Here is a 13864-nt window from a genome sequence, read left to right as displayed (position 1 = left end):
GCTAATTCGTCAATTGCGTGGCCAGTCTGCTCTTGGCTTTCTTCAGTTGGTTACGGATCTTATCAACGGTTGTTCCTTTTTGAGCAGCCAGGTCGGCAAAGGTTTTATTTTCCAGGTAAAATTGTTCCATTAAGTAACGGTCATCGTTGCCCAGTTTAGCTATTGCCGTTTTTACCTGGGCTATCAATGCCTGTTTCTCTATTGTATTGTTAGCGGCTTTTTCCACTCTGTTCTCTGTGTGTAGCCGGTCTCTCGATTCCCTGGATGGGTAGTAGGGGACTTGCTTTTCAGGTTGGGCAAAGTACGTTTTAATGGTTTGATGTACCCATTCATTGGCCTTTTGAATAGACTGGATCTTAAGGCCATTGCTGAGGCGCTGCAGCAGCTGGGGAAAAACAGTTTGGGCGCCTGTGCCGGGGTTTTTCTTCAGGTAAGGTAAACAAACAGCTACCATTAAATGGCTATATCTTTCCAGCAATACGCCTTCGGCTTCCCGGTCCTTTAATTTGCGGGCCCGGGAAATCAATTCCTTGTCAGATAAGTTGCTTAATTGCTGGTACATTGTGTTATTCTATATATTTACGTATGAATGCCAAAATGGTTCATTTATTTTTGTACTATTCTCGTCACACTTTAAAGATACGAACATAGTATTAATACAATTAATATGCCACACGCCATAATTGTAGTACCGGTAACACCTCTGCGGGCAGAGCCAGCCCATAAAAGTGAAATGGTATCCCAGGGTCTCTGGGGGGAATGTGTAACCTTGTTAGAAACCGGTGCTGACGGATGGGTAAAAGTGAAAAACCAGTACGACGGGTACGAAGGCTGGAGCACTTCCACTCATTTTGAAACGATTGATCAGCAACTGTTTGATGCCCCTTATACTCATTATGCTCCTCACTGGGTAACGCCGGTAACCCTCAACGGCTGGCCCATGTATATTCCTTACGGCTGTTTGCTGAAAGCGCCTGCCGGTAACAGCAAACGAACAGTTTGGGGAAAGGCAGAGGTACAGTTTGAGGAAATCCAACCTATTCAGCAGGAAGGTCAGCCGCAGCCTGAAAATATTATGCGCATAGCATCCCGTTTTCTGAACAGCGGTTATTTATGGGGCGGCCGTTCCGTATTTGGGATTGACTGTTCCGGTTTTACCCAGTCTGTTTTCAAGCTGTTAAACATACCCTTACAACGCGATGCCTATCAGCAGGCCACACAAGGCGCCACGGTAGATTTTCTGCAGGAGGTACGCACCGGCGACCTGGCTTTCTTTGACAATGCAGAGGGCCGTATCACCCATGTGGGCATTCTGCTGAATGATCATGAGATCATTCATTCATCCGGGAAAGTACGTATAGATCCGATCGATAACCAGGGCATTATTCATGCTGAAAGCGGCTTGCGCACGCATAAGCTGAGGATAATTAAAAGGGTCGATGGTCAATAGTCCATGGACTATTGACCATCGACTAAACTAATACTATCTGTTCGTGAACATCTTCTCGTAAGCAACAATGCTTTCGTTAATGATCTTTTCAGCTACCTGTTTGTTCTGGAACTCTTCCACCTTTACAGTCTTGTTTTCCAGCTTTTTGTATTCTTCAAAGAAATGACGCATTTCAGCAATGAAGTGGGGCGGCAGTTCTGTAATATCGTTGATGTGGTTTACGCTCATATCGTTGGCTGCAACGGCAATGATCTTGTCATCGGCCTCGCCGCTGTCAATCATCTGCATTACGCCTATTACCCTGGCATCCATAATACACAGGGGTACTACATCAACCTGGGAAAGGATCAGGATATCCAGCGGATCATGGTCATCGCAATAGGTGCGGGGTATAAAACCGTAATTGGCGGGGTAGTATACAGATGAATACAATACCCTGTCCAGCTTTAGCAGCCCGCTTTCCTTATCCAGCTCGTATTTAGCGCGGCAGCCTTTAGGTATTTCAATGATCGCATTTACAATATGCGGTGCTTCGGCCCCGGGATTAACGCTGTGCCATGGATTCGTTGTCATAATAATCTGCTTGCTTTTTATGGTTACTACTCTAAAATAAAATGCTTAAAGCTGAATGCTAATGCTTAACGCTAATGCCGCATTATAGCACCCTGCACAAGGCATATGCTCATTTTCACTGTTAACCGGCTCTGAAAGGTGAACTGTAATGGATGGGGCAGTGCCTTAAGGCCGCACGGTTTACGCGCCGCAAAAATAAAGCGTCAATTCCCATATTCCAAATTCCGGGCTAAAATAGCGTAAGTGACTGATAACAGGTATTGTTATACTATGGCTGGTGGCCATTGATCAGGTAGCAGGGCGGCCTGTGGGCGGGGAAATTACTTTACCGGTACAGGAGGCATCAGGGTATCTGGCTGCATAATGTTGCTGGAATCAAAGGTGGCAGGCGGTATATAGTTCGGGATAATGCTCTCAAAGGTGAGGGAGATCTTCCATTGGCCATGCTCTTTGATGAGCTGTAACATTTCCTTTTGTTTGGAGGAGGAGTTAAGCACGGTAACGGTGGCTTTATCGCCGTTTTCCTTGCTGTCTATCACCTCTATGTGGGCATTCTTGATCTTTTCGCGCTCTGTTTCATTGCGGCGGGCGTCAAAGAAGGAGTAGAGCTGAATTACCTGTTGCGACTCTTTGGTGGCGTAGTCCCTGGCTTGTTCAAAGTTGGATTCCTGGATGGCATGCATAAATTCAAGCGCCACCTCCTGTGGTGAAGCCCGTTTTTTACAACCGCTCAGCAAGTATCCTGTTATTAACAGCAGGGTAAGAATTCGCAAAAATTTGGTCATGCAGTTGCTAAATTAAAAATAACATTGGCAAAAATAGGGGGAAAGTCTAAATCTACAAAGAAAGCTATACGTTCACACGTATCAACTGCAAACCATACGCAAGCGTCCCCGTTATTCAGGCGTTGAACTTACTATAAACGCTGTTAAGGAAGTGTTAATTGTGCATGGGTGGCGCAGGGTCCAGGGACTGGTATCAGCCCATGGTGCATAGCCGATAGTCCATAGCCTGCTGCGTATTTATGTATTACGGTCTATGCAGTGGGCCATGGACTATGGACGTTGCGCGCGGGCGCGCAACTAATGCCGGCGGTCTATGATCGGCCGCGGCTCGCCGCTGCGTTGCTCCTCTTCTTCCTTGGCGCCTTCATAAGCCCTGATAATGGCTTTTACCAGGCGGTGCCTTACTACATCTTCCTCATCCAGCTGCAGATAACCTATACCGTCAATATGCCGGAGGATACGGGTGGCTTTTTCCAGCCCGGATTTCTGGTTCTTGGGAAGGTCGATCTGCGTAAGATCGCCGGTGATAATAGCTTTGGCGGAGGCGCCTATACGGGTCAGGAACATTTTAAGCTGCAGGTCGGTTGCGTTCTGCGCTTCATCCAGGATTATAAAGGAGTTGTCCAACGTACGGCCACGCATATACGCCAGCGGCGCTATTTCTATTACGCGGTTGGTCATGAAATAGCTTAGCTTGACGGCGGGGATCATATCGTCCAGCGCATCGTACAGCGGGCGCAGGTATGGATCTATCTTTTCCTTCAGGTCACCGGGTAAAAAGCCCAGGCTTTCGCCGGCTTCCACCGCAGGGCGGGTGAGGATGATCTTGCGTACCGCCTTGTTCTTTAAGGCGCGTACAGCCAGGGCTACGGCAGTATAGGTTTTACCTGTACCGGCAGGGCCTATGGCAAATACAATATCATTCTTTTCTGCCAGGCCTACCATTTTTTGCTGGTTGGCTGTTTTAGCCCTTACGGTGCGGCCATTTGGACCAAATACCAGCACATCGTTCGGGTTGCGGTCTGTGAAATTGTCTACCTTACCAGCTTCCTCTTCCCCCAGGATCTGTTCAAAATATCCTTCCGAGAGGTTACCGTTACGTTCCAGGTACTTTACGATCTGGCCTATCTTATCCTTGGCAGTAGCTACCTCTTCAGGCGCGCCGGATAATTTAAGCTGCGTACCCCTGGAAAGTATTTTTAGCAGCGGGAATTTCTTTTTGAGCAGGTCCAGCTTTCCGTTATTGACACCGAAAAACTCGATAGGGTTAATGCTATCTAAGTTGATAATTGATTCTGTCAAAATCTAGTTTGATTTTAGCTAATAAGCTGTAATATAATTTTTTTTCGGTCAAACCCGGCTGGCAGAATTGTTAAGCAATTACTAAATCCGGTAGGCATTTTGTTTAAATGCTTCTACGCGTTCTGCAATGGCCGGATTGCCTAATGCCAGTATGCGGGCGGCCAGGATGGCTGCATTGCGGGCGCCTGCTTTACCAACTGCCAGGGTACCTACCGGTAAACCTGCCGGCATTTGTACAATGGAGTACAAAGCATCTACGCCGCCGGATAAGCCACCTTCCAAAGGTACGCCCAGTACGGGTAATGAAGTGTAAGCGGATACTACGCCGGGTAATGCAGCTGCCATACCAGCCGCGGCAATGATCACGCCAAACCCGTTCTTCTGCGCATTGATACACAGATCACGTACTTTGTCAGGATTGCGGTGCGCGGAGGCTACTATCATCTCGCCTTCAATATTAAAATACGCCAGGTGGTTCAGCGATTCCTGCATAACGGGCTTGTCACTTTCCGATCCCATGATAATCATTACTTTCATCTTTCTTCGTTTTGTGCCCAAAGATATTACTCCTTTAAGAATTGTCGAAAAAGGAAATCCACAATAGTGGAAAAGTTATCGATCGGAGGTATTGAGGGGCTTGCCACTGCCAGGTGTTAAGGCTGCGGTGTGCCTGTGAGATAAGCAGCTAAGGGGGCCGGGGCTATAGCACTTTTGAGCGGTTTTGTTTATAGGGGCAAGCGATCATAGGCCTACTGCATGGTAAGTATAAACGCAGTTCCGGTGCTAAGCTTTCATAACTTGTTGCAGCAAAACGGCGTATAAGGTTCAGGACCGAATATTATTCTTACATTTAAAGCTATAAACCTGAATAATCCCCATCTATGAACCGGCTCAATTTGATTTTTATTGTTGATGACGATCCTATTCATCAGCAAATTACACAGATCATGATAGACAGGCAGGGGATCAGTAACTCCATGCAGGCGTTCTCTGATGCCCAGGAGGTGCTGGATTACCTGACGGGACACCAGGGAGATGGCAGCGCATTACCGGATGTGATATTATTAGACCTTAACATGCCGGTAATGGATGGCTGGGAGTTCCTGGAAGCCTATTCCACCTTATCCAACACGTTATGCAGGAAGATCCAGATCTATGTGCTAACCTCCTCCATTGACGAGAATGACCGCGAGCGGGTAGGGAGCTATTCTTTTGTGAAAGGTTATCTTACCAAGCCATTGTCCAGGGACACGATCCTGCAGCTGGGACTGTAGGGAATCTGTACATCATTTTGCATTTTTCAGCTGCCTGATCACCGCTTCAGGATCAGGGGCAGAGAAGACGGTATTGCCTGCTACCAGCACATCGGCGCCGGCAGCCACTATTTCAGCTGCATTGGCTACGGTAATGCCGCCATCCACCTCAATAAGCGCCTGGGACTGATGTTGCTGGATTAAAGCCTTTAGCTGACGCAGCTTAGGCAGGGTTTGCGGTATAAAGGACTGGCCGCCAAAACCGGGGTTCACGCTCATTACCAGCACTACATCAATATCGCCGATCACGTTTTCCAGGATCTGTACCGGTGTATGCGGATTCAGGGCTACACCCGCTTTCATGCCCAGGGACTTTATTTGCTGGATATTGCGGTGCAGATGCACACAGGCTTCTGCATGAACCGTTAATATATCTGCGCCGGCCTTTTTAAAGGCTTCGGCATATTGTTCGGGATGTTCTATCATCAGGTGCACATCACACACCTTTTTAGCCACCTTTTTTACTGCTGTAATAACTGGAATGCCATAACTGATGTTAGGCACAAACTGCCCGTCCATTACATCCAGGTGCAGCCAATCGGCTTCGCTGCGGTTCACCATTTCCACCTCTTTGCCTATTTCCAGGAAATTAGCAGCCAGCAGGGAAGGAGCGATGATTGTGTTCTTATCCATGAATTACGAATTGTTAATTAACTAATACCTATTGCAATGATAGTTATAAAATGATTATCGTGCAGCGGAGCCTTACAATCACTTCACTCTCTCCAGTGCTGTCTTTGCTTCCGGGTAGCTTTTGCGGAAAGTAAGCGCTTTGCTGTAATCATCCCGGGCAGCAGTTTTGTTGCCCAGCTGCTCATAACACATGCCACGGTAGTAATAGGCTTCTGCATCTGTAGGCTGGGCTTTGGCGGCCAGGGTAAAATAATTCAGGGCAGGCTTCCATTGCTGTTGCTGCAGCTCCTGTTTACCTAAAGCTATATAAGCAGCCGCATAACCAGGGTCTGCCTCTATACAGCGTTTATACGTGAACGTGGCTTCCTTTTGTTTGCCCTGTTCCTGGTAATACTGTGCCATGTCGTACAGCGGATCAGCATTGGTAGGGTCCTGCCGGAAAGCTATTTCATAATATTTCACCGCTTCTGCATTCCGGCGGGCACGTAGCAGGTCGGCCAGCTCCATTACAGCTTCAAACTCGCTTTGGGCGCCGGCTTTAGCTACTGCCGCTTTCAGGTGAGTGATGGCCTGCGCGGTATCCTGGTGATCTTCTGCAATGCGGGCTTTCAGGTAAAATGCCTGGGCATAACCATCTGAAGTTTTTTCCATACGGGCAGCCAGGCTATCGGCACGTTTGTATTGTTTGATCTCTATCCAGGCCATGGCCAGGCGGTATTGCAGGTAACTATTGGCGGGAGCGGTTTGTAAGGCTTTTTCAAAATAAGCGCCTGCTTCCTTATAATGTTCTGTTACGAGGGCGGCTTCGCCGGCGCCGGCCCAATGATCTGTCACCGTGGGCTGCAGGGTGGCCGCTTTTTCAAAATCGGCCTGGGCCAGTGCAGGATCTGTATTGAACAGAAGCAGGGCCCGGCGGAAGTACAGGGCGGCATTATCCGGGAACTGGAGAATAGAATCTGTTAAGGGCAGTATAAGCGGCGTGTATAATACAGAATCCTTTGCGGACTGTTTACCTGGTGTGGCAGTATTGTTACAGGCTAGGCACAGGACAAATAACAGGAGCGGCAAATATTTCATGGCACGAAAATAAGCATGCTGCGCATAAATACTAACAATCTTTGTAAAGCGCCTGTGGCAGCCAGTTTCATAGACAGCAGCCGGGTTGGAGTACGGCAGAAGGACAGTCATAGTAAGGTTTTTGTGCAATTATAACGCCATGGTACACCAATACATTGTGGATATGACGTGGACTTGATGTGGACTTAATGTAGGGTTGATGTGGTAAAAAGGGCAAAAAATAAGGAGCCACTGGGGCTCCTTTTATTGGAAAAATACCGTGTAAACGTTGATCAGTGCTGCATCATCCACTCTTTCAGCGCGCCATATTCCGCCGGCAGCAGCACGGCCTGTTTTTGCAGCTTGTACAGGTTTTGTACGCGCTCCGGAATAGTAATGGCCGTTTGCAGGTCTTTAGGGGCAGTATCCGCAAACTTAACCGGGTGGGCTGTTTCCAGGAAAATGCCGGTAGCCTTGCCGGGATTGTGCTGCAGGTATTGCTGCAGGCCCAGGTAACCTACGGCGCCGTGGGGGTCCAGCATATAATGCTGCTCTTTCCATACCTGCTCCATAGCGGCTACTGTTTGCTGATCCGTATAACTGTAAGACGACATTTTCTGCTGCAAGTCAGGCAGACTGTTGGCGAATAACTGTAAGATGCGTACGAAATTGCTGGGATCCGCCACATCCATCGCATTGGAAAGGGTAGGTGTGGCCGGGCGGGGATCATACTGGCCATTGAGCATAAAGCGCGGCACCGTATCATTCACATTGGTGCTGGCCACAAAATGTTTTACAGAAAGGCCCATGGCTGCTGCCATAACTCCTGCGCAGATATTGCCAAAGTTGCCGCTGGGCACAGAGAACACGATGTTGGGATCAGCACCCATCACCTTCACCTGTTTGGCGGCCAGCAGATAGTAGAACATTTGCGGCAGCCAGCGGGCTACGTTAATAGAGTTGGCGGATGTGAGCAGGCTATGCTGCTGCAGCTCCTGGTCCAGGAAGGCGGTTTTTACCATACGCTGGCAATCATCAAACGTGCCTTGTATTTCCAGTGCAGTAATGTTGCCGTTAAGGGTGGTGAGCTGTTTTTCCTGCAGGGTGCTTACTTTGCCGCTGGGGTATAAGATCACCACGCGTACGCCGGGTACATGATGAAAACCATAGGCCACAGCGCCGCCGGTATCGCCGGAAGTGGCTACCAGCACTGTTACCGGGCGGGCGTCATTACGACGGAAGTATCCTAAGCATCCGGCCATAAAACGGGCGCCTACATCCTTAAACGCAAGAGTAGGGCCGTGAAAAAGCTCCAGCGTATAAATATCCTTTTGCACAGGATGCAGCGGGAAGGGAAAATTGAGCGTATCGTGAATGATCTGCTGCAGCTTAGCCGTAGGTATTTCATCTTCTATAAAGGGATGAATGGCCCGGTAGGCAATATCAAGATCATCGTAGTTATCCAGGAAATCTACCAGGTCTTTTTCCAGTGAAGGAATATGATCCGGGAAGTATAAACCTTTATCCGGCGCCAGGCCCTGTACAACGGCCTGTTCAAAGGATACCCGGTGCTGGTTGTTCTGTAAACTATAGTACTGCATTCTTTTGATTTACGATTTTTGATTTGCGATCTTAGATTTAATACAGCGATCTATGATTTTACATGTGGTCATAAAATCTAAAACCTAAAATTTTTTACCCGATCACTTTTACACCTTCTTTATTAATAGGGGATACGTGGACTTTGTAATCCACGCCCAGCGGGGCATACACGCTGTCCATTGTAGCAGCTACCTGGCGGGCGATCTCTTCCCCTTTACTAAGCATAAACACAGAAGGGCCGGAGCCGGAGATACCGCCGCCTAAAGCGCCGGTTTCCTTACACTTCAGCTTCAGCTCATAAAAAGCGGGGATCAGGATAGCGCGCACCGGTTCTACGATCACATCTTCCAGTGAGCGGCTGATAAGGCCATAGTTCTCCTGGTACAAACCTGCTACCAGCGCGCCTACATTGCCCCACTGGCGGATGGCGTCTGTCATCAATACTTTTTGTTTCAGTATTTCGCGGGCATCGGAAGTTTTTACTTCTATCTGCGGATGGATCACTGTTACCCACAGGTCGGCAGGTGTGTGCAGGCTGGTAATGTCCAACGGTTTATAACTTCTCACCAGTGTAAAACCGCCCATGATGGCGGGTGCTACGTTATCCGCATGCGCTGCGCCGCTGGCCAGGCGCTCACCTTCCATGGCAAAACGCACCAGCTGTTTGGGCGTAAAGGGCTGACCTAATAAATGGTTAGCGCCTACTACTGCGCCGGCAGAGCTGGCGGCGCTGGAACCTATGCCGCTGCCCGGTTGTATGTTCTTGAATATTTCTACTTCAAAGCCAACATCCGGGTTATCGTATTTCTGCAACAGGGCCTGTAAGGCTACTCCTGCCACGTTCTGCGCAGCATCGGTGGAAAGTTTGGCGCCATGCACCGCTTTGATCTGTACGCCCGGCTGCTCACTTCTGCGAATGATCATTTCATCACCTGGCGCATCCATTGCCAACCCTACCACATCAAAGCCACAGGCCACGTTGGCTACGGTTCCGGGAGCGAATACTTTTATTGAATCCATGGTTTATAATTACGAATTATTTAATTAAGCTGAATGCTAAATGCTGAATGCAGTGCTTTTAGCCTTTAGCTTTTAGCGTTTTGCGTTCGGCGTTAAGCATTAAGCTTTCAGCATTACCGCGCCGTGCGAATTATATCCGCAAAGATCCCCGACGCCGTTACATCTGCGCCCGCACCGGCACCTTTTACGATGAGCGGCTGCTGGGAGTAACGGTTGGTGGTGTACAGTACAATATTATCCTTGCCTTCCAGCTGGTAGAACGGGTGGTCAGGGCCTATGGCCTGCAAGCCTACAGCAGCCTGCCCATTCTTGTAGCTGGCCACAAACTTCAGGCGTTTGCCTTCGGCATCGGCCTGCTGGCGCAGCGCCAGGAAATGGCCGGCATGCACATCCAGCTGCTCATAAAAGTCCGGTACAGAGGGCGCTTCCAGGGCTTCTACAGGTAAAAAGGAATGGTTGGTAATATCATCCAGCTCCATTACAGCGCCGCTTTCGCGGGCCAGTATCAGGATCTTGCGCATTACATCGGTACCACTCAGGTCTATACGCGGGTCCGGCTCTGTGTAACCCTCATCCTGCGCAGCTTTTACCACTTCGCGGAAAGAGGCGTCCTTTACAAAGTTGTTGAACACAAAGTTCAGGCTGCCGGATAATACGGCTTCTATACTGTTCACCTTATCGCCGCTGCGTATCAGGTCGTTCAGGGTATTGATCACCGGCAGGCCTGCGCCTACATTGGTCTCAAACAGGAACGATGCATTGTACTGGCGGGCCAGCTCTTTCAGCTGTTTGTAATAGGCGTAGTCTGATGCGCAGGCGATCTTATTACAGGTTACTACGGAAATGCCATGCTGCAGGAACTCGCTATATACTGCGGCCACATCGGCGCTGGCGGTATTGTCAACAAATACGCTGTTCCGCAGGTTCAGTGATTTTATTTTTTGTACAAAGGTCCAGATATCGGTGGCTTCGCCCTGCTCATTCAGCAGCCCGCGCCATTTTTGAATATCTATAGCTTCATGCCCGAACAGCATTCTTTTACTGTTGGCAATACCGGCTACTCTTATTTGCAGGCCCAGCTCCTTTTGCAGGTAGGCATGCTGCTGATCCAGCTGTTCCAGCAGCTTACCGCCTACGTTGCCTACGCCGGCAATGAACACATTCACCTGTTTAAGCGGGGTTTCAAAAAAGGCTTCGTGAATTACGTTCAGCGCTTTTTTAATATCCGGGCGGTTTATAACGGCAGAAATATTTTTTTCCGTGGAGCCCTGTGCAATGGCCCGCACATTCACCCCATTACGGCCTAAAGCGCCAAACAGCTTGCCGCTGGTGCCGTGGTGGTTCTTCATTTTATCGCCTACTACGGCTACTATGCAAAGGTCTCTTTCCACAATAAGCGGCTCTATCTGTTTTTCCTGGATCTCCTGTGCAAACTCACTGTCTACCGTGGTTTTGGCCTTCAGCATATCTGCTTCGTGTATACCTACCGTTATAGAGTGTTCCGACGAGCTTTGGGTGATGAGGATCACGTTGATGTGTTCCTGTAAAAGGGAATCAAACAGGCGGCGGGAGAAACCGGGTATGCCGATCATACCGCTGCCTTCCAGGGTGAGTAATGCAATATTCTGGATGCCGGAAATGCCGGTTACGGGATAACTGCGGTTATGGCCGTCGTGCACATGAATAAGGGTACCATGATCTTCCGGAGCAAAGGTGTTTTTGATCCAGATGGGAATGCGTTTGGTCATTACCGGCTGTATGGTGGGCGGGTAAATAACTTTAGCGCCAAAGTGCGACAGCTCCATGGCTTCCTCATAGCTGATATGCGGAATGGGAATGGCCTGTGATACCAGGCGGGGATCGGCGGTCATCATGCCGCTAACATCCGTCCATATATCCAGCACCTTGGCATTCACTGCTGCCGCTAAAATAGCGGCGGTATAGTCGGAGCCGCCGCGGCCCAGGGTAGTGGTTTCCCCGTCGGCGCTGGCGGCTACAAAACCGGGTATCACTACATAATCAGCCTTTTCTTCCTGGAAGTATTCTGCGATCTGGTGGTTGGTGGCCAGGAAACTTACCCGGGCGCTGCCAAAGAAAGCGTCGGTAACTATCAGCTCCCGGCTGTCTTTCCATACAGCGGTGGCGCCCAGCTGTTTCAGCTTTTCGGCAAGCATATACGAAGATACCAGCTCGCCAAAGCTCATAATTTTATCAAGGGAACGTTTGCTCAGCTCTTCTACCTGGAAAATACCGTCACACAGGGTTTCCAGCACATTCAGTTTTTTCTTCACCTGGCTAATCAGGCTGCTTTGCGCGGTAATGGGAAACAGGGTACGGATGGTATCCAGGTGTAAGGTTTCAATTTCCTGTAACACGGTTTTGTATTGCTCCTGGCCTTTGGCAGCCAGCTGTCCGCAGCGGATCAGCTTATCTGTAATGCCGCTCATGGCAGAGGCTACGATGGCAAAGCGGCCCTGGGGTTTTTGGTGTAGGATAATGTTACAAACCTGTTCTATGGCCCTGGTACTACCCATGGATGTACCGCCGAATTTTAATACCTGCATGTGAAACTTAAGTTAGTGAATGCGTAGAAAAAGTATGGTTCCCTTTTTCGGGACCTACCACCGGAGTGGTCGTGAGACGATATGTTTATATTAACCCCGCTCAGGGGTTGTAATGGTGGATGTTGTAATAGTGCTGATGCCAGCCCCGGAGAAGGAGCGTGCAGCGGTAGTGAAGTATGTGGATATTGGTAGCACTATTATAGAAAATTTACTTTCTGGTAACAAAAGTGGTGGTTTTATGCTTAAAAAACAACTCAATTGTCAAATTTTTGAAATAATTTAAATAAAATTGGGTTAATACGAATAAATACTAAATATAACAGCTTTGCACACATCTTTGTTGAGCAGATGTGCAGCAGGTGCTGTTATACAGCAGCAGCTTTGCTGATTTAAACCAATAGGCTATATTTGAATATATAAAGGTGCTATTATGCCTTACTTCCGGAATTTCACGTATTATATAGATAAGCGCAGGTGGAAATACTATTTCCTGCTGGCCACCCTGGCCATGGATTCGGTGAAATGAAACCAGCGGTAAGATGTATGACTTCGTGCATCTTGTACCTTATATCCTTCTTCTAACTTCCTGCTTCATTTTTCAAAAAAAAGAACCATGCCTCAATATCATCAGCTGGGACAGATCCCTCATAAACGCCATACCCAGTTCCGTAAACCTGACGGTACTTTATACTCAGAGCAGCTTTTTTCCACGGAAGGTTTTTCTTCCCATTACTCGCTGCTGTATCATTGTCACCCGCCTACGGAGATCATAAAGGTGGATGAGCCTTATTCCGCAGCGCCGCGTATTGCGGAGGAAAAAATGCTGAAACACCGCAGTTTCCAGGGTTTTAACATTAAGCCTACCCCTGATTTCCTGGCCAGCCGCAAAGCGGTGCTGGTGAACATTGATTGCCATATAGTGCTGGCTGCGCCGCAGCAAAGCATGCAGGATTATTTTTATAAAAATGCGGATGCAGATGAGCTGATCTTTGTGCATGAAGGCTCCGGTATTTTGCATACCCAATATGGGCAGCTGCCTTTCAGCTATGGCGATTACCTGGAGATACCGCGGGGCACCATTTACCAGGTGGCTTTTTCAGATGCCAATAACCGCCTGTTCATTGTAGAATCGTTTAGCCCTATCCGTTTTCCCAAACGGTATTTAAGCCAATATGGGCAATTGATGGAGCATGCGCCGTTCTGCGAAAGGGACATCCGCCAGCCGCAGCACCTGCAAACCATTGACCAGGCGGGGGATTTCCTGATCCGCATTAAAAAGAAGGGCATGATGTATCCCCTCCACTATGCCCATCACCCCTTTGATGTGGTGGGCTGGGATGGCTGCGAATACCCCTTTGCCTTTTCTATTCATGATTTTGAGCCTATTACAGGACGCGTGCACCACCCGCCGCCGGTGCACCAGACCTTTGAGGGCAGCAACTTTGTGGTATGCTCTTTTTGCCCGCGCTTGTTTGATTATCACCCCCCGGCCCTCCCTGCACCCTTTTACCATAGCAATATTGGCAGTGATGAGCTGCTGTTTTTTGTGGGTGGGGATTTTATGAG

13 protein-coding genes are annotated in these 13864 nt (G+C 48.8%); 3 read left to right on the top strand and 10 right to left on the bottom strand.

Features of this window, described 5'->3' with window-relative positions; translation table 11 throughout:
• Window position 1: 1 nt before the first annotated feature.
• The gene (locus KVT36_RS28675; RefSeq protein WP_217606872.1) at window positions 2–562 is read right to left on the bottom strand and encodes a hypothetical protein; all 561 of its coding nucleotides are present in this window, start codon (window positions 560–562) and stop codon (window positions 2–4) included.
• A gap of 105 nt (window positions 563–667) precedes the next feature.
• Here KVT36_RS28675 and KVT36_RS28670 point away from each other — a divergent pair, with 105 nt between their 5' ends.
• Window positions 668–1450, top strand: coding sequence for a C40 family peptidase (locus KVT36_RS28670; protein WP_217606871.1), 783 nt, complete (start codon window positions 668–670; stop codon window positions 1448–1450).
• A gap of 33 nt (window positions 1451–1483) precedes the next feature.
• Here the strand turns inward: KVT36_RS28670 and KVT36_RS28665 are convergent, their stop codons facing one another.
• The 4 genes from KVT36_RS28665 to purE all read right to left on the bottom strand — a co-directional run bounded on the left by KVT36_RS28665 (window position 1484) and on the right by purE (window position 4647).
• Window positions 1484–2023, bottom strand: coding sequence for an inorganic diphosphatase (locus KVT36_RS28665; RefSeq protein WP_089919349.1), 540 nt, complete (start codon window positions 2021–2023; stop codon window positions 1484–1486).
• 320 nt (window positions 2024–2343) lie between these two features.
• Window positions 2344–2808 carry a DUF4878 domain-containing protein gene (locus tag KVT36_RS28660; RefSeq protein WP_217606870.1) on the bottom strand — a complete coding sequence of 155 codons (465 nt, stop codon included), beginning with the start codon at window positions 2806–2808 and terminating at the stop codon, window positions 2344–2346.
• 297 nt (window positions 2809–3105) lie between these two features.
• On the bottom strand, window positions 3106–4110 hold the full coding sequence (locus tag KVT36_RS28655; protein ID WP_217606869.1) for a PhoH family protein: 1005 nt from the start codon (window positions 4108–4110) through the stop codon (window positions 3106–3108).
• Window positions 4111–4191: 81 nt separating this feature from the next.
• A complete protein-coding gene (gene purE / locus KVT36_RS28650; RefSeq protein WP_217606868.1) occupies window positions 4192–4647 on the bottom strand; it encodes a 5-(carboxyamino)imidazole ribonucleotide mutase in 456 nt (151 codons plus the stop codon).
• A gap of 344 nt (window positions 4648–4991) precedes the next feature.
• Here purE and KVT36_RS28645 point away from each other — a divergent pair, with 344 nt between their 5' ends.
• Window positions 4992–5384: a response regulator gene (locus KVT36_RS28645; protein WP_217606867.1), complete on the top strand. Its 393-nt coding sequence runs from the start codon at window positions 4992–4994 to the stop codon at window positions 5382–5384.
• A 12-nt stretch (window positions 5385–5396) separates the two neighbouring features.
• Here the strand turns inward: KVT36_RS28645 and rpe are convergent, their stop codons facing one another.
• The 5 genes from rpe to thrA form a co-directional block, all read right to left on the bottom strand.
• The gene (rpe, locus tag KVT36_RS28640; protein ID WP_217606866.1) at window positions 5397–6056 is read right to left on the bottom strand and encodes a ribulose-phosphate 3-epimerase; all 660 of its coding nucleotides are present in this window, start codon (window positions 6054–6056) and stop codon (window positions 5397–5399) included.
• A 78-nt stretch (window positions 6057–6134) separates the two neighbouring features.
• Entirely contained in the window at window positions 6135–7133 is a 999-nt protein-coding gene (locus tag KVT36_RS28635; RefSeq protein ID WP_217606865.1) for a lipopolysaccharide assembly protein LapB, read from the bottom strand.
• Window positions 7134–7405: 272 nt separating this feature from the next.
• The gene (gene thrC / locus KVT36_RS28630; RefSeq protein ID WP_217606864.1) at window positions 7406–8713 is read right to left on the bottom strand and encodes a threonine synthase; all 1308 of its coding nucleotides are present in this window, start codon (window positions 8711–8713) and stop codon (window positions 7406–7408) included.
• A gap of 94 nt (window positions 8714–8807) precedes the next feature.
• Entirely contained in the window at window positions 8808–9734 is a 927-nt protein-coding gene (locus KVT36_RS28625) for a homoserine kinase (RefSeq protein WP_217606863.1), read from the bottom strand.
• A gap of 113 nt (window positions 9735–9847) precedes the next feature.
• On the bottom strand, window positions 9848–12298 hold the full coding sequence (gene thrA, locus KVT36_RS28620; RefSeq protein WP_217606862.1) for a bifunctional aspartate kinase/homoserine dehydrogenase I: 2451 nt from the start codon (window positions 12296–12298) through the stop codon (window positions 9848–9850).
• Window positions 12299–12911: 613 nt separating this feature from the next.
• Between thrA and KVT36_RS28615 the strand changes: the two genes are divergently transcribed.
• A partial coding sequence (locus KVT36_RS28615) for a homogentisate 1,2-dioxygenase (RefSeq protein WP_217606861.1) occupies window positions 12912–13864 on the top strand: 953 nt, incomplete at its 3' end.

This window comes from Chitinophaga sp. GbtcB8, from assembly GCF_019091455.1.
In the GTDB taxonomy this organism is placed as follows: domain Bacteria; phylum Bacteroidota; class Bacteroidia; order Chitinophagales; family Chitinophagaceae; genus Chitinophaga.
This window is presented reverse-complemented; position numbering and strand designations above follow the sequence as displayed.